Here is a 16,866-nt window from a genome sequence, read left to right on the forward strand (position 1 = left end):
GGCACGGGCCGGGGTTTCTGTGAACCGGGAACGCTCCGGGTCAGATCACGTGGCAGGCCACCTGTTGCCCGTTGCCGCGATCCGTCAGCGGTGGCTTGGTTTCCGCGCAAACCTTTTCTGCCAGCGGACAACGGGTGCGGAACACGCAGCCCGATGGTGGATCAAGCGGCGACGGCAGGTCAGCATCCAGCAACATAACCTCATTCTCGGCGTGGGCCTTGGGATCGGGGATCGGAACCGCCGAGATCAGCGCCTGCGTGTAGGGATGGCCGGGCGCACGATAAAGCTGCTCGGCCTCGCTGATCTCAACGACATTGCCCAGATACAGCACCATCACCCGGGTCGAGATGTGTTTCACCACCGACAGATCGTGGGCGATGAAAATGAGGCTCAGCCCCATTTCCTGCTGGATGTCCATCAACAGGTTGATCACCTGCGCCTGAATGGACACGTCCAGGGCCGACACGGGTTCGTCGCAGATGATCAATTGTGGGCGCAGGATCAACGCACGCGCGATCCCGATCCGCTGACATTGCCCACCGGAAAACTCGTGCGGATAGCGGTTGATCATGTTGGGCAGGATGCCCACCCGGTCCAGCACCTCACGCACGCGGGTTTTCACCTCGGCCTTCGAGACCTCGGGGTAATGGGTCTTGAGCGGCTCGGCCACGATCTGGCCAATGGTCATGCGCGGGTTCAGGGACGCCAGCGGGTCCTGAAAGATCATCTGCATCTCTTTGCGATGCTCGCGCATGCCCTGTTTGTTCAGCGACAGAAGATCATCCCCCAGCCACAAAACGGTGCCACCTTCGGCCGGAACCATGCGCATGATGGCACGTGCCAGCGTGGATTTTCCGCAGCCACTTTCCCCCACGATACCAAGGGTTTCACCGGGCATGAGGTCGAAGTCGACACCATCCACGGCCTTCAGTTTGTCGGGTGACGTCCAGGGCATCGCGCCCTTGGGCTTGATGTCGAACCACACTTTCAGGTCACGGACGGACAGCAGAGGCGATTGGGCGTTCATACAAGCTCCTCCAATGGTCTGATACAGGCGCGCCGACGCACTTTACGACCCGCAACCCCGTTCAGAGTCGGTCGGATCGTGGCGCAATCCTTGATTGCAAACTCGCATCGGGGCGAGAATGGGCAGCCGATTGGCATATTCATCATGTTGGGCGGGCTGCCCGGAATGGTCGCCAGGCGCGGACTTTCAAGGTCAAGGCGCGGCACGGCTTTCAACAGGCCCATCGTGTAAGGATGGGTGGGCATCTCGAACAGGCCCTCGGTGGTGCCGTATTCCATCTGCTGCCCGCCATACATGACCAGCGTTTCCTTGCACGACCCGGCCACGACGCCAAGGTCATGTGTGATCAGGATGATCGACATGCCGAACTCGGCCTGCAGATCCTCAAGCAGTTTCATAATCTGCGCCTGCACCGTCACGTCCAGCGCCGTGGTCGGTTCGTCCGCGATCAGGATGTCGGGCTTGCACAGAAGCGACATGGCGATCATGACCCGCTGGCGCATCCCGCCCGAAAACTCATGCGGATACATGGTGACGCGCTTCTTCGCCTCGGGGATGCGCACCGCATCCAGCAACTCGACCGACTGGCGCACGGCCTCGGATTTCGAGATGCCTTTGTGATGAGTCAGCACCTCGGCCATCTGGTCGGACACCCGCATGAACGGGTTCAGACAGGTCATCGGATCCTGAAAGATCATCGCGATCTTCTGGGCCCGGATCTTGTTCAGCCTGCTGGTCGAGATGTTCAGGATCTCTTCCCCGGCCAGCTTGACCGACCCGGTCGCCTTACCGTTGCGGGCCAAAAGACCCATGATCGCAAAGACTGTCTGGCTTTTGCCCGACCCGCTTTCGCCCACAACGCCCAGTGTTTCACCCGCGGTCAGATCGAAACTGATCCGGTCCACGGCGGTGACTGTGCCGTCAGGGGTGTCGAAGTGAACGCTCAGTTCACGAACTTCAAGTAGTGCCATGTTGCGAAACCCCTATCGGTCTTTCGGGTCCAGCGCATCGCGCAGACCGTCACCGAAGAAAAAGAAAGCAAAAAGCGAGATCAGGAAGAAGAACAGCGGGAAGCCCAGCATCCACAGGGTGCCATAGCGCATCTGCCCTGCCCCTTCGTTGATCAACGCACCCCAGCTGGTCAGGGGTTCCTGCACACCCAGCCCAAGGAACGAAATGAAACTTTCGAACATGATCATCGACGGCACCAGAAGTGTGGCATAGACGATGACGACGCCCAGCAGGTTCGGCACGATGTGGCGAATGATGATCTTCGGTGTCGACACACCAGTGGCAATCGCGGCCTCGACAAACTCCTTGTTCTTGATCGACAGGGTCTGGCCCCGCGCGATCCGCGCCATGTCCAGCCACGAGATCAGGCCGATCCCGACGAACAGCATGAAGATCGACCGCCCGAACACCACTAGAAGCAGGATCAGGACGAACATATAGGGGATCGCCATCAGGATATCGACGATCCGCATCATGATGTTGTCCAGCCGCCCACCGATGAACCCGGCAGTGGCACCATAGAGCGTGCCGACGATCACTGAAATCAGCGCACCGACGATACCGATCATCAGAGAGATCTGCGTCCCCTGCACCACGCGGGCAAACAGGTCACGTCCCAGCGGGTCCAGCCCGAAATAGTGCTTGGTTTCGAACGACGGCCCACCAAGTGTGCGCACATCGCCCATCAGGTTCCAATCGATCTCTTCATTGGACCAGGGCGTCAGCATCCCGCCGAACAGCGCAAACAGCGAGACAAGGATCAGGATGACCATCGACGCGACGGCCGCCTTGTTGCGAAAGAACCGGGCCCGCGCGTCTTGCCACAGCGAGCGGCCCTTGACGACTTCGGCGGTTTCCACGTTTGTGACATGTGTCATGTGCGTGCCCCCCTCAGTACCGAATCCGCGGGTCGATCCATGCGTAAAGCACGTCCACCAGCAAGTTGAACATGATAGTCAGCATCCCGACCAGAATGGTGATCCCCATGATCACCGAATAATCGCGGTTCAGCGCGGCCTGCACGAAATCCTTGCCGATGCCGCCCGTGGACAGGAACATGTCCACCACGACCGAACCGGTGATCATGCCGACAAAGGCCGGCCCCAGATAGGAAATCACCGGAATCAGCGCCGGTTTCAGCGTATGACGCAGGATGATCGTGCGGTCCGGCAGGCCCTTGGCCCGCGCAGTGCGAATGAAGTTCGAGTTCATCACCTCAAGCATCGACGACCGCGTGAGTCGCGCAATCGACGCAAGGTAAGATGTCGCCAGCGCAATCACCGGCATAATCAGGTATGAGGTATAGGAGTTCGGATCCCCCGGCCCGCCCCACCAGCCGCCACCGGGCAGCCAGCCCAGCCAAAGCGTAAAGACAAGCACAAGAATGGGTGCCATGATGAAGTTGGGCAGCGCCTGCGCCCCGATGGAAAATCCGACCGCCAGATAGTCGATCCAGGTGTTCTGTTTCAACGCGGCAACGATGCCCAGCGCCCCCCCGACAAGAACGGCGAATACAAAGGTCCAGAACCCGTATGTCAGTGTCACAGGAAACCCGTCCGCGATGATTTGGTTCACCGTCCGGTCCTGATAGACGAAGCTCGGCCCGAAATCGAAATGGAACAGGATGTTTTTCAGATACGTCCCGATCTGCACAAGAAACGGGTCATCAAGCCCGTATTTGGCGTTGATATTTTCCAGCACCACCGGCGGCAGCGCGCGTTCTTTCGTGAACGGCCCACCGGGCGCGGCGCGCATCAGGACGAAGGAGAAAACGATCAGGATCAGGATGACTGGAACGGCCATCGCGATGCGACGAATAACAAAACCCAGCATGTGAAAGCCCCGCTATTAGGTGGGCGGCCCGGTTGCCCGGGCCAGCCCCGATTAAGTTTGAACAGGTCAGGCTTATTCAGCCACCTTGTACATCCGGCGGGAATAGATGTTGTTCATCAGATCTTCAAACGGATATCCCTTCAGATCCGGTTTGACCATGATCACGTTGGTGTATTGATACACCGGAACGATCGGCATTTCGTCGGCCAGGATCTGCTCCATCTGCTTGTATTCCTCGGCGGGGTTTTCCGATGTCTTGGCTGCTTTTGCCAGTTCATCATACTTCTCGTTCGAGAATTTGCCGTTGTTGTGCCCCGAGGTCGAGGTAAACAGATCGGTATAGGTCGACGGTTCGTTATAGTCACCGCACCAGGCGTAACGGGCCATGCCGAAATCGCCGTTGCGCAGCTTGTCCAAGTGAACCTTCCATTCGAAGTTGGCCAGGGTGATGTTCGCACCCAGCGTCTGCTTCCACATCTGCGAAGCCGCGATGGCGATCTTCTTGTGGGCTTCCGAGGTGTTATAGTTCAGCGTCAGCTCAAGCGGCTTGCCGCCTTCGCCGTACCCGGCTTCGGCCAGCAGTTCCTTGGCCTTGGCTTCACGCTCTTCCTGGGTCCAGGTCGCATACTCGATGTTCGGCATTTCGAACCCGGCGGTTTTCTGGTGCGTCCAGTTATAGGACGGATATTGACCGCCTTTCAGGATACTGTCGACAATCACGTCGCGGTTCAACGCATAGGACATTGCCTTGCGAACGCGCACGTCCTTCAGGGCTTCAGGCCCGTTTTCACCCAGGTTGAACATGTAGATGTAAGAGCACGACCGCGGCGTCGAATAGGTCTCGTCCGGCAGTTTTTCCTTCAGCGCCGGATACTGGCCTGCGGGAACTTCGGTCTTGTCCACCTCGCCTGCGTCGTAACGCGTCAGGGCGATGTTTTCATCATTGATGACAAGCGCGGTCACGGTTTCGAGGATCGTGTTGTCATTGTCCCAATACATCGGGTTCCGCTCGCGCACGACTTTTACGCCGGGCACATAGTCGGTCAGGACATAGGCACCATTACCCACCAGGTTGCCGGGTTTGGTCCAGTCGTTGCCATGTTCCTCGATCACCTTCTGGTTCACCGGGAAGGTGGACGCATGAGTCAGCATCCCAGGGAAATAGGGGCGCGGCGCGTCGATCTTGACCTCAAGGGTCTTGTCGTCAATGGCGGTCACGCCCAGCGTGTCAACTTCGGCTTCGCCTGCGACGATCTTGGTCGCGTTTTCAACGCCCATCAGTTCCATGTACCAGGCGTATTCCGATGCGGTGGCCGGATCGGCCAGACGGCGCCAGGCATAGACAAAGTCACCAGCGGTCACCGGGTCGCCGTTCGACCACTTGGCATCGCGCAGCTTGAAGGTATAGGTCAGACCGTCTTCCGACACTTCCCAGCTTTCGGCCGCACCGGGAACCGAGTTGCCCTGCGGGTCCGAGTTCACCAGACCTTCGAACAGGTCACGCAGGATATGCGAACCTTCCACGTCGGTGTTGATTTGCGGATCGAACGACTTCACGTCATCCAGCATACGATAAGTATAGGTCTGGTTGTCTGCCAGCGCCTCGCCCGTTACCGGGTGGGTGCCCGCAGCCATAGCCGGGCCTGCGACCGCAAACGCCGAACACAGAAGGGCTGCTTTGATTGTAAATTTCATGAAGGTTCTCCCTAGTCAGATATCAGGGGTGATGCCCTGAACAGTATTCTATCGTTCCGCGAGAGACTCAGCTCTCGGGCAATCACCGATGCAGCATCCTATGCGCATCCGACACGGGGTGACAACTCCTTGCGAGGCGACCGGTTTTTCAACAATCCGAGAGCCCGGATCGTCGTAACCCTCCGTCAACATCCGTGAAAACGACGTGATGTTTCGTCAATATGTCGGCGGGATTGACGTAAAGGCCGCTTGCGACCCTGAATATTGCCAATTCCCAAGCCACATGCGAACGTGACGTAACTAAGGCCACTGGACCAATCCGAGGGAAATCCGTGCAAAGCGAACAGACATCAACCCGCACCTCGAAACGGGATCGGGACACGGCGCAATTGCCGCAAGTGACCCCTGCCCGCAATCCGGGCATGGCGCTGGACATGAACTGGGTGCGTGCCGTCCAAGCCAACACGTCCGCCATCGAACGCCGCTGCGCGACCCTGCCGGGGCGGCGCAACGTCAAAAAGGAACATCAGGCCGCGTGGCTTCTGAAAGCCATCACCATGATCGACCTGACCACGCTTGCGGGTGATGATACGCCCGGGCGCGTGCGCCGCCTGTGCGCAAAGGCCGCGCACCCCGTACGCCCGGAAATCATGCAGGCGCTAGGCGTCGACGCCATCACCACCGGTGCCGTCTGTGTTTACCATGACATGATCCCCACCGCGGTCGAGACCCTGAAACACATGGGAGTCAGCTTGCCGGTCGCCGCCGTATCGACGGGATTTCCGGCGGGCCTGAGCCCCTATCACCTGCGGGTCGAGGAAATCCGTGAAAGCGTGCGCGCTGGCGCGTCCGAGATTGACATCGTGATCTCGCGCCAGCACGTGCTGACAGGCAACTGGCAGGCGCTGTATGACGAGATGCGTGACTTCCGCGAAGCCTGTGGTGACGCGCATGTGAAAGCCATACTTGCCACCGGCGAACTTGGCAGCCTGCGCAATGTTGCGCGGGCATCGCTGGTTTGCATGATGGCGGGGGCGGATTTCATCAAAACCTCGACCGGCAAGGAAAGCGTGAACGCGACCCTGCCCGTCAGCCTCGTGATGATCCGCGCGATCCGGGATTATTACGAAGCCACTGGATATCAAGTCGGCTACAAGCCTGCCGGTGGCATTTCGAAAGCCCAGGATGCCCTGACCTATCTGGCGCTGATCAAGGAAGAACTGGGCGATGACTGGCTGACACCCGACCTGTTCCGCTTCGGCGCCAGCTCGCTTCTGGGCGATATCGAACGCCAGTTGGAACACCACGTGACAGGCCATTACTCGGCCACCTACCGCCACCCGATGGGCTAAGGACACTGACATGACCGTGAAAGAGATTTTCGAGACCATGGATTACGGCCCCGCGCCGGAAAGCGCGAAAGAGGCGCTTTCGTGGATTGCCGAGCGTGACGGCAAGTTTGGCCTTTACATCGGTGGCAAGATGACCGCGCCGGGCGATCTGTTCGACAGCAAAAACCCCGCCACCGGCGAGGTGCTGGCGCAGGTCACGCAAGCCACCCCTGACGATGTGGATGCCGCCGTGTCCGCGGCGCGCAAGGCGCAACGAAAATGGGCCGCGTTGTCGGGGCATGAGCGGGCAAAATACCTCTATGCTCTGGCGCGTCTGGTGCAGAAACATTCGCGTCTGTTTGCGGTGCTGGAAACGCTGGACAACGGCAAGCCGATCCGCGAATCCCGCGACATCGACATCCCGTTGGTTGCGCGCCATTTCTACTACCACGCGGGCATGGCGCAGTTGCAGGACGCCGAACTTCCCGACCGCGAGGCATTGGGCGTTTGCGGCCAGATCATCCCGTGGAACTTCCCGCTTCTGATGCTGTCGTGGAAAATCGCGCCCGCGATTGCGATGGGCAATGCGGTGGTTCTGAAGCCCGCCGAATACACGTCTCTGACCGCGCTTCTGTTCGCGCAGATTTGCGAGGAAGCCGGGCTGCCCAAGGGCGTCGTCAACATCGTCACCGGCGATGGCCGGGTGGGCGAGGCGATCGTGACCCATGAAGAGGTCGACAAGATCGCCTTCACCGGCTCGACCGAGGTGGGCCGCGTGATCCGGCGTGAAACGGCGGGGTCTGGCAAGTCGTTGACGCTGGAGCTTGGGGGCAAATCGCCTTACATCGTCTTTGACGACGCCGATCTGGATTCAGCCGTCGAGGGTCTGGTCGACGCGATCTGGTTCAATCAGGGTCAGGTCTGCTGCGCCGGTTCGCGCCTGATTGTTCAGGAAGGCATCGCCGACCGGTTCTATGCCAAGCTGCGCGCCCGGATGGACAAGCTGCGCATGGGCGACCCGCTGGACAAATCCATCGACGTGGGCGCGGTGGTGGACCCGGTGCAGCACAAGCGGATCACCGAACTGGTCGACGCAGGCGCAGGTGACGGAGAGCTTTACCAAGCCCCCTGCCCGATCCCCACGGCGGGTTGTTTCTATCCGCCCACGCTGATCACCGGACTGTCGCCCGCATCCTCGCTGATGCAGGAAGAAATCTTCGGACCGGTTCTGGCCGCCACAACCTTCCGCACCCCGGCCGAAGCGGTCGAGATCGCCAACAACACGCTCTATGGTCTGGCGGCAACGGTGTGGAGCGAGAACGTGAACCTGACGCTCGACATCGCGCCGAAACTGGCGGCGGGCGTGGTCTGGGTGAACGGCACCAACATGTTCGACGCCGCCGCCGGGTTTGGCGGTGTGCGCGAAAGCGGGTTTGGTCGCGAAGGTGGATGGGAAGGCTTGCAAGCCTATACCAAGCCGCGCGGAGCGGCGAAGGCTCTGAAACCCATCGCCGCCGTCCCCGCCCCGAAAGAAGCCAAGGTCGACGCGCTGGACCGCACCGCGAAATTCTATATCGGCGGCAAACAGGCGCGGCCGGATGGGGGCTATAGCCAAGCGGTGTGGTCGAAACAGGGCGACCTTCTGGGCCATATGGGCGTTGCCAACCGCAAGGACATCCGCAACGCGGTCGAGGCGGCGAATGCGGCTGCCGGATGGTCCAAGACCACCGGCCACCTGCGCGCACAGATCCTCTATTACATCGGCGAAAACCTCTCGGCCCGCGCTGACGAATTCGCCGCGCGGATCGACGCCATGATGGGCGGACGAAATGGCGTGAAAGAGGTCGCTGCCACTGTCAGCCGCCTGTTCACCTACGCCGCATGGGCCGACAAATATGACGGCGCCGCAAAGCCCGTGCCACTACGCGGCGTGGCGCTGGCGATGCACGAACCGGTCGGCGTAATCGGCGGCTTCTGCCCGGACGATGCGCCGCTCTTAGGCCTCGTGTCGCTGATGGCCCCGGCGATCGCGATGGGCAACCGTGTGGTGCTGGCCGCAAGCGAGCCGTTCCCGCTGGCCGCGACCGACTTCTATCAGGTGCTCGACACATCCGATGTACCCGCAGGCGTGGTGAACATCGTCACCGGTAGCCACGCAGAACTGGCGTCGCCCTTAGCGGGCCATTTGGGCGTGGATGCGGTCTGGACGCAGTCTGGCAGCGATATCTCGGCCATTGTCGAAGCGGAAAGCGCGGGGAACCTGAAACGCACCTGGGTCAACAACGCGTCTGCGCGGGATTGGGTCGGGGCAGCAGGCGAAGGGCGCGAATTTCTGACCCATGCGACCGAGGTCAAGACGATCTGGGTGCCTTACGGCGAATGAAAACCAACTGAAAAGAAACGCCGCGCAGAACCTCTGCGCGGCGTTCTCTATTGCGTTACTTCTTGCGCCAAGACCCGAGCCAGCGCGAGAACCGGCCCCGCGCCTCGTCCGCACGTTCGTCCACGGCGTCCCATGCCTCGCCCGCATCCTCTAGCGCGGGATCAATCGAGCGTTCGCGGAACTGCCGCCACAGGGCGCGCACGAAGCCGATGATGGCAGCAAGCACGATGAAGAACAGGATGTTGAACCACGGGATGATGGTCACGTCCGGGCTTGCGACGGGGCGTATGGCGACCGCGTTGGGGAAAGCTGAAATTAGCTCGTTGCGCCACCCGTAATGCGTCATCACCGCCCATTTCGGGTTCTCGGCGGTGGATTGCAGGTCGTCCGCCTCGGTCTGTAGATTGGCGGTGTCAAACTTGAAATAGAAAGGCCAGCCCCAGCCGGTGTCTTCGTTGCGATACACCATGACCTCTTCCGCGTCGGTGCGAATGAATCCCAGAAGATAGGTTTTCTTCTTTCTGGTCTGAATGAACTGCACATCCCGGTTGACCAGGGTCGCGGATTGATCGTCCGGTTTCGCCCAGAAAATCCGGGTCCAGTCCCCAAGATCCTGCCGTTCCTGATAGGTGTTGACCACCCGCACCACGTCATGCTGCGGCAGAACATAGTGAAACACGCCGAACAGGATCAGGAAAATCAGGCTGCGGATGATGATACGAAAACGGCGCATGGGGAACCTCAGTTGATTAGGATAAGAGACATCAGCACGAACAGCGCGGGGATCACATAAACCAGCAGGATCAGCTTGGGACGAAAGCTTTTCTTGTAATCTTCCATCCCCTGTTGCAACCACGCCTCGCGATCGGTTTCATCGCCGTCGGGGTGCTCCTCGGCCCACTGGTTTTCCAGCTTTTCCAGCCGCACGGACCGGGAGTACAGACTGACCAGCACATAGACGACGCTGAGCCCGATAAACCCGAAAATGACAAGTCGCACCAATCCCATCGTTACCTCCTGTTCACAGCGCCCCATGGGCCGACAATCTCGATAATGTCGTCGCGGGTCTTTTTGCGGGCGTGACGCGGCACTTTCAACGGGTCTTTGCGCCCGCCAAACAGCGCCTCGCGTGCACCGGCCTTGTTTGCCATATAATCACGATGCAGGAATTCTGCCACAAAAACGCGCTTTTCATCGGGCCATGTGGCGTAGGAAGCATAGAAAAGCTCTTTGTGGCAGATGAAAAGCTGGCGGAAATCCATCGGGGCCAGTTCGGACAGCAGTCGGTTGATCAGGTCGCGGTCCGGGTGATCAGGACGCGCGCGCAAGGTATAGAAATAGGCCGGGTGGCGACTGTCGATCCGGGGCCATCCGCCCCCTGCTTCGGCCCAGCGCACCATTGCGGCCAACCCGCGAAACGCCTCGGGCAGATGCGCCCCCATGCGTTGCGCCACATGGCGCAAGGTGCGCGAGGACATATCGCCCAGATCAAGCCCCGCACTGGTGGCGGCATCGACCAGAATGAACTCCATCTTCTGGCGCAGAATTGCCGCGCCGCTGTCGCCGCGTTCCTTTACGACGGGTTCGACAAGATCATTGCGGTTCAGAAACCCCGCCAGACGGTTCGCTTCGCCAGTGTCCAGCACCTTGATGGATGGCGGCAGGGTCAGCCACGTCTTGTCGCCCGACACGATCACCGCCGGGTTTTCCACGTCGCGGAAGATGTAAAGCCCGCCGAAATGAGCGGTCCAGAAATTGCCCTGCTCGTATTCCTGCACGCCCAGATCGACCGGAACCTTGGTCACGTCCCCGGTTTCACGCGCCAGTTCAATCATCTCGGCGATCAGGTCGTCATCGAACCACGCATTTTCTTCGGTCTGGAACTGGTCGATCTTGTCGGCCAGAAGGCGGGCGTTCTTGACATGGCTTTGCGTCGTATCCGCCTCGATCGTGATCTTGCGTATGTCAAAAAGGCGCGCGGGATCCGAGATGTCATAGACCGAGTTCATCAACTCGCCCGCCACGGCGTCATGGGCGGTCAGCGCGAAAAGTTTCGCCTCGTTATCCATAATGAACTGGCGAATGATCCCGCGCGAGGTCGAGAACATGGCATTCAACAGCGGCGCGGTCTTCTGGTCCACCGTCAGAATGATGAACTGCCGGTTGCAACCATTGGGGTTGAGGTAGAGCGGGTCTTTGAATTCCTCTCCGATCTCAGGCGAAAACCCAGAGACGTCGATATGAAATTCCTTGAGCTTCGTCTGCTTGCCCGAAAGCCCCTTGAGCGCGCGGTTATACCGCTCGATCAGCGCCGGGCTGTCGACCCGGATCAGATTGCCAAACATAAGGCCGCGTTGGATGAGGCGTTTCATATGTTGGCACTCCGCTTTGATGCCCCATGGCGCAGGATGAAGGTGAAGACCACCGACCAGACCAGCAGGTAAAGCATGCCGTTGCCAATCAACATGCCGATTGCCAATTCGAAATTGTGGGTCATATCGGGCGCTCGTGGAATGATGCTTAGACCGGCGTCAATCGCCCAAACGGTCGTGGCGGCTGTGAACGCGAAAACGCCCGGTAGGGCCGAGAAAAACCGTGCGCCACGATGCATTGTCCACCGCGCCGTGAACCATGGCAGGGTCGCAAAGATCAACAGAGCAATTGCGTTCGCAACAAACGAGACTGGGTCTGAACCGTATGAGCCTTCCATTACGTGATCCCCTTGGCATAGCGCTCAATGCCTACAAAGCGATGCGCCCAGCCCGAGGGTGGGTGCGGAACGCGCCCGCTCACGCCAAAGGCGTGCTTCTCGCACGACGGGGTGGGTCGGGCGCGTCGCGGCGTTGCCGCGAAGGAGTTCCTCTGCAAATAATCGTAGCGGTAACAACGAGACATCATGAACGCACACCGCCTTTCGTCAGCGCAGGAGAAAACCGAAAAAGGAAAAACACGACGGCGGCTTGAAACACCCAGCCAACGATCAGAGTATTCGAGGTCAACAGTTTCTTAAAAACCATTAGTACGAGCATTGCGATATTTGAAAGACTGAGGCTGTAGTAGCTAGCGATGACCGTCACCATCAAGAATACGGTTACGAAAAACAGAACAAGATTGCTTGCAAGGGTTGCTCCGATCCCTCTTCGCCAACTGATCACCTTTTGCTTTCCCATGGCCAGTTTTGAGAACGCTACCGGCGCAAGGTTCAAACATACGACGACATAAAGAATATAAACCCAAGTCGGCAGTTGTGACATCAGTTCAGCCTTAAGGTTTATGTCGCCGCCGCCCATCTACTTCCCCTCCAAATACCGCTTCTTCGCCTCTTCTTGCCGCCCGAAACCCCGCACCATCGCGTCAATCGCTGCTTCGTCCGACTTGTCGGCATAGCGGAATTCTGAATCGGCGTAGCGGTTGATTTCCTGGATCACCATTTCGGTGGTGATTGGGACGCGCAGTTCCTCGATCATCGCTTTTTTGGTGTCGTAGTCTTTCACCAAGAACAACTCGGGGTTCTCCATCCATTCGTCGGGCAGTTCAAAATCCATCGCGCGGACTTTCACCGCGTCGGTGATGTTCTTGATCGATCGGCCGGTGAAGCGCTCATCCGCCTCCTGAATGGCTTTGAGATAGGTGCCCATCTTGGCGATGCTGTCCAACTCACCGATCTTGTCGTGCACCCGGTCGAAGACCTCCAGCAGTCCGTCTTCCTGTGGGCGGTTGTGCGCTGCAAAACTGCGGGCGACCGCCGATTTGATCTCTTGCGCGGCGTAAAGGTCATGCTCACCAAGCGGGATGTCGTGGTTCTTGCCCATCAGCAGATGCAGGATGTCGATGTAATCCTCGCGCGTCCGTGGCCCATCGACCAGGAACCGCGCACCGGCGCGTTGGCGCAGGGCGTCATCCACATTCTCGGGATAGTTCGAGAACATGCCAAAGGTGCAGTTCCCGCGCACCACCGTATTGGCGCCCGAGAAGCTTTCCATCAGGACCGCCGTGACCTCTTGCTGGCCCGCCGAGGACTGCCGATCCCCCCGCTTGCCCGCGATCTGGTCGATGTCGTCCACGGTGCCGAAGCCGATCACATTCGGGTCGAGCACATTGTTGATGAACGCCTTGGCGTTCTGGCCCGACTTGCCCTGATAGCTGTCGATATTGTCGATGCCGAAGTTCTGATAGCGGAACGGATAGCCCGCCACCGCGCAGTAATCATTGATCAGCCCGGCCATCATCTGGATCAGCGTGGTTTTCCCGGTGCCCGGCTTGCCGTCGCCCATGAAGGTGAAGATGAAACCGCCAAGTTCGGCAAACGGGTTCAGTTTACGGTCAAAGTCATAGGCCATCAGCATCTTGGCCAGCTTCATCGCCTGATATTTCGCGATGTGGTTGCCGACAACCTCGTGCGGTTTCTTGAAGGTCATCGTGAGTGTCGAGCCGCGATGGGCACGGGCAGGCGTGAAACCGGAAATCGTCAGGTCATCGGCCTCGACCCGGTAATTGGCGGATGTAAACGGGCCAAGATGCGACGCGGTCTGGGCGCGCAGGGCGACCTTTTCCATCAACTGTTCGACATAGGCGAGCACGGTGGGAACCAGCTTGTCTTCGGAGGTCACAAAGGTCGCAAGCTCCTGATCCAGCTCCCACAGCGCACCTTTCAGGGCAAGCGGCGCGTTGTCGGTCAGGATTTCTTCGACCGCGCCGACCTCGATCGCCGCTTCGCTAGCGTGATCGGCCAGCAGGAATGAGGTCGCGTTGGCGAACACGTGCAGGACGATCAGCGCCTCGGCGGTCAGAAGCTCGGAGAACGCGGTGGATTTGTCCGCACCCAGTCGCCCCTCCAGATTGGCGCGACGCAGCGCGGCCAGTTCGGTTTGCTCGGCAAAGCCTTCCCCCACGGCCAGCGCAACGGCAATCGCGCGGCGCAACCCGTGCAAGACAGTCGCCTGAAGCGGAGAGACCAGCGGGTCATCGCCGTCAGAAGCCTCGACCCGCTCGGTCAGATGGACGCCTTCCGGTCGGGCCGTCGATCGCGTCACAAGGCCCGGCGTGGTGGTGCGAAAGCGGCGGGTGCGGGCAATGCCGGGGCTGCGTTCAGCGGCGGGGGTGGCGTCCTTGGGCTTGGCAATGCGCGGCGTGTGGTCGAAGCCGTCCAGTAGCCCCGCAGCCGCGTCGTAATGTGCGCGGATTTCCTCTTCGCGAAGCTCCATAAGGTCGGCGGGTAAAGACATCGAATACTCCTAAAATCAACGGTATGACAGCACCCGGCCACCGGGGCTGACAACAAACTTGCGTACATCGTGAAAGCCAGCCGGGTTTTTCTCGGCCAGCACCTGAAAAGGGCGGGCAGGCATGATGATGGCGCGCTCCATGCTGGTTGCACCAATGTTCGACCCGGACCCGGCGAACGGATCGAGTGCAAAAATCTCGCGCTCCACCGTGCCGAACCAGCCGGACTTCTCTTCCTTGACACTTTGGCTTTTCAGTTCTTCGACGGTCCAGGCCAGCGCCCAGTCCTCGCCCGGCGGGCTTTTCGCCTCGGCCAGCACTTCGCGCAGCGGGCCGGTTTGCTGGGTGAACGTATGGCTATACATCGGGCCGACATGAAACCGGCGCAGTCGTTTGGGGTGCAGGTCGTCGAAATCCTTGTCGAACCCAGTAGCGATGGTGACAAGCTGCAAGCCGGCCATCGACTGCGCCATCAAATGCGACTGCATCTGCGGCCAGCGGCGTTCGTCCTTGGGCAGCGCGGTGCGGCCAGTGTCCTCAAGCTCCATCAGATAGATGGTGGGCAGGTTCACTTCGCTGTCATAGACCGCCCAATGGGCAAGATAAACGCGGCGGGTGTTGCGGCCTTCACCCTTATTGTGCCGCCAGACCACGTCCGGATGCATCTGCGGCCAGAACAGGTCGCCGCGCGCCAGTTCCTCGTAATAGAGCCGTTGAGACAGCGCGTATTGAAGTTGTTTGGGCACTGTCAGGTCGCCAACAATCTGGCTGACCATCTGGCTTTTCAACTCTTCGACCGAGGCCATGCCCTTCAGATGCGTGCCCGCCTGCGCAGCGTCCGACGCCATTTGGAGCAATTCCGCATGGATCGGAAACCCACTGTCGCGCCGATCAAAGGTCAAGGTCGCAGCACCCAGCCCATAGGCTTTGTCGGACATATGGTATTTGTTGGCCAACGCCTTGAAGCTCAGCCCCAGCTTGATGAGGTAACGTGCAAGCACATCAACCTCATCCCGCGCGAGCTTTCCCTCGACCTCCATCTGTCCGGCCACACGGGCCAGATGCGCGGTGATCTTCTCGAACTTCGAGAAATATCGCCGCGTGATCTGCGTGTCCGTCAGCTCGGCGTGGTCACGCGGGGCGAAACCGGCAGATGTGCGTTCGGAGGTTTTGATGTCAGGCATCGGCAGGCTCCTTTTGACCGTCCAACCCTCGCCCGATCTCACGCCCCATACAGGTTCTTGTCATGTTTCTCGACGATCTCAGCAAAACGGCGCGCGAAGCGTTCGTCGGCTTTGGCCTTCTGCTCCAACACGTCGCGGGCAAAGACCATCTGGTCTTCGTGGGCTTCCATCATGTCGGCCATGCGCTGGTTCGTCGCGGTGCCAATCGCTGCCATCGCAGCCTGCGCTTCCTTGTCGGTCTCGACCCCGATCTCGTTGATCCGGTGCGCCACGTCCTGCTGCTGCGCGGTCTTCAGTGACTTGGTCAGCGCATCATACAGCACCACGCGTTGCTTGGTGTCTGTCTGCAACTTGTTGATCAGCACCATCTGCGTGGCTGCCTGGTTTTGCAGTGAATCGACCCAGGTCTTGCCCTTCTCGATATAGCGTTCCAACGTTTGCGACTTCGCAAGCTTCACTTGCTCTTCCTGCACCATCTCGTTGTATTGAGTATTCAGGTCGGCCAGTTCAGTTTCCAATTGCGTGCGCTTGGCAGCGTCCTGTTCATTGGCAATCTTGCCCTCAAGCTCGATGATCTTGGGGTCCATGCCCAGAATGTCGGCGCGCAGGGCTTCCAACTCGCCCACCGTCATTTCGCGCTCGTCCAACGTGGCGGTCAGGTTTTCGCCGACCTTATCCTTCTGCTCGTTCAGCATAGCAAGCTGACCTTCCAGCAGGTTTACAATGCTATCCGATTGCGCAATCAGTTCCTGCAGCTTGTCGTCAATCGACGCGGTCCGCATCCGTTCCTGCCGCATGCTTTCCGATTTGGCTTTCGAGAACATGCCGACAAATGTCTCCCACCCGGTCTTCGACCGCATTTGATCGAAATCCTTGGAAAACCCGGCCGTCACATCATCCAGCCCCATAATCAACTCGGCGATGTTGGCGTTCATTGCCTCGGTGTGAGCATGGACATCCTCAAGCGTCGCGTTCTCGATATCGATCGAGATATCCTCGCCCGCCGCAGCTTTGGCGCGCGCGGTTTCGATCCGCGTCGTCAGCTCTGAAATCTTGGACTGCGCTTCCTGAACCTGCGCCTGGCTTTCGCGAATTTGCTTGTCAAAACTGGACATTTGCCCTCCTCGGCTCCACCAAATCCCGGCAACCCTGTCGAATTTTCGGAATAAAGTTAATCAC

15 protein-coding genes are annotated in these 16,866 nt (G+C 59.4%); 2 read left to right on the forward strand and 13 right to left on the reverse strand.

Annotated elements, in window-relative coordinates:
• Positions 1-40: 40 nt before the first annotated feature.
• The 5 genes from oppF to MUY21_RS03705 form a co-directional block, all read right to left on the reverse strand.
• Positions 41-1,027 (reverse strand): murein tripeptide/oligopeptide ABC transporter ATP binding protein OppF, encoded by a 987-nt coding sequence (oppF, locus tag MUY21_RS03685; protein ID WP_248409018.1) that lies wholly within the window; start codon positions 1,025-1,027, stop codon positions 41-43.
• Entirely contained in the window at positions 1,024-1,998 is a 975-nt protein-coding gene (locus MUY21_RS03690) for an oligopeptide/dipeptide ABC transporter ATP-binding protein (protein WP_248409019.1), read from the reverse strand. The genes oppF and MUY21_RS03690 overlap by 4 nt, the downstream gene beginning before the upstream one ends.
• Positions 1,999-2,010: 12 nt before the next feature.
• On the reverse strand, positions 2,011-2,916 hold the full coding sequence (locus tag MUY21_RS03695; protein ID WP_248409020.1) for an ABC transporter permease subunit: 906 nt from the start codon (positions 2,914-2,916) through the stop codon (positions 2,011-2,013).
• 13 nt (positions 2,917-2,929) lie between these two features.
• Positions 2,930-3,871, reverse strand: coding sequence for an oligopeptide ABC transporter permease OppB (oppB, locus tag MUY21_RS03700; RefSeq protein WP_248409021.1), 942 nt, complete (start codon positions 3,869-3,871; stop codon positions 2,930-2,932).
• 72 nt (positions 3,872-3,943) lie between these two features.
• Positions 3,944-5,506, reverse strand: coding sequence for a peptide ABC transporter substrate-binding protein (locus MUY21_RS03705; protein WP_248409185.1), 1,563 nt, complete (start codon positions 5,504-5,506; stop codon positions 3,944-3,946).
• Between the two features lie 392 nt (positions 5,507-5,898).
• Between MUY21_RS03705 and deoC the strand changes: the two genes are divergently transcribed.
• Both deoC and MUY21_RS03715 read left to right on the forward strand, forming a co-directional pair.
• On the forward strand, positions 5,899-6,918 hold the full coding sequence (gene deoC / locus MUY21_RS03710; protein WP_248409022.1) for a deoxyribose-phosphate aldolase: 1,020 nt from the start codon (positions 5,899-5,901) through the stop codon (positions 6,916-6,918).
• Between the two features lie 10 nt (positions 6,919-6,928).
• On the forward strand, positions 6,929-9,280 hold the full coding sequence (locus MUY21_RS03715; RefSeq protein WP_248409023.1) for an aldehyde dehydrogenase family protein: 2,352 nt from the start codon (positions 6,929-6,931) through the stop codon (positions 9,278-9,280).
• A gap of 55 nt (positions 9,281-9,335) precedes the next feature.
• Here the strand turns inward: MUY21_RS03715 and MUY21_RS03720 are convergent, their stop codons facing one another.
• From MUY21_RS03720 to MUY21_RS03755, 8 genes are all read right to left on the reverse strand, one after another.
• A complete protein-coding gene (locus tag MUY21_RS03720) occupies positions 9,336-10,013 on the reverse strand; it encodes a DUF1523 family protein (protein ID WP_248409024.1) in 678 nt (225 codons plus the stop codon).
• 8 nt (positions 10,014-10,021) lie between these two features.
• Complete coding sequence (locus MUY21_RS03725) at positions 10,022-10,288, reverse strand: hypothetical protein (RefSeq protein WP_248409025.1); 267 nt, start codon at positions 10,286-10,288, stop codon at positions 10,022-10,024.
• Between the two features lie 2 nt (positions 10,289-10,290).
• On the reverse strand, positions 10,291-11,652 hold the full coding sequence (locus tag MUY21_RS03730; RefSeq protein WP_248409026.1) for a DUF6638 family protein: 1,362 nt from the start codon (positions 11,650-11,652) through the stop codon (positions 10,291-10,293).
• Positions 11,649-11,990, reverse strand: coding sequence for a hypothetical protein (locus MUY21_RS03735; RefSeq protein WP_248409027.1), 342 nt, complete (start codon positions 11,988-11,990; stop codon positions 11,649-11,651). Before MUY21_RS03735 ends, MUY21_RS03730 begins: the two co-directional genes overlap by 4 nt.
• Before the next feature lie 184 nt (positions 11,991-12,174).
• Positions 12,175-12,570, reverse strand: a complete 396-nt coding sequence (locus MUY21_RS03740) for a hypothetical protein (RefSeq protein WP_248409028.1) — start codon at positions 12,568-12,570, stop codon at positions 12,175-12,177.
• Positions 12,571-14,505 (reverse strand): ATP-binding protein, encoded by a 1,935-nt coding sequence (locus MUY21_RS03745; RefSeq protein ID WP_248409029.1) that lies wholly within the window; start codon positions 14,503-14,505, stop codon positions 12,571-12,573. It lies immediately after the preceding gene.
• 15 nt (positions 14,506-14,520) lie between these two features.
• Entirely contained in the window at positions 14,521-15,687 is a 1,167-nt protein-coding gene (locus tag MUY21_RS03750) for a hypothetical protein (protein WP_248409030.1), read from the reverse strand.
• Between the two features lie 38 nt (positions 15,688-15,725).
• Positions 15,726-16,802 (reverse strand): hypothetical protein, encoded by a 1,077-nt coding sequence (locus MUY21_RS03755; protein WP_248409031.1) that lies wholly within the window; start codon positions 16,800-16,802, stop codon positions 15,726-15,728.
• Positions 16,803-16,866 lie beyond the last annotated feature (64 nt).

This window comes from Aliiroseovarius sp. S2029 (genome assembly GCF_023195575.1).
In the GTDB taxonomy this organism is placed as follows: domain Bacteria; phylum Pseudomonadota; class Alphaproteobacteria; order Rhodobacterales; family Rhodobacteraceae; genus Aliiroseovarius; species Aliiroseovarius zhejiangensis.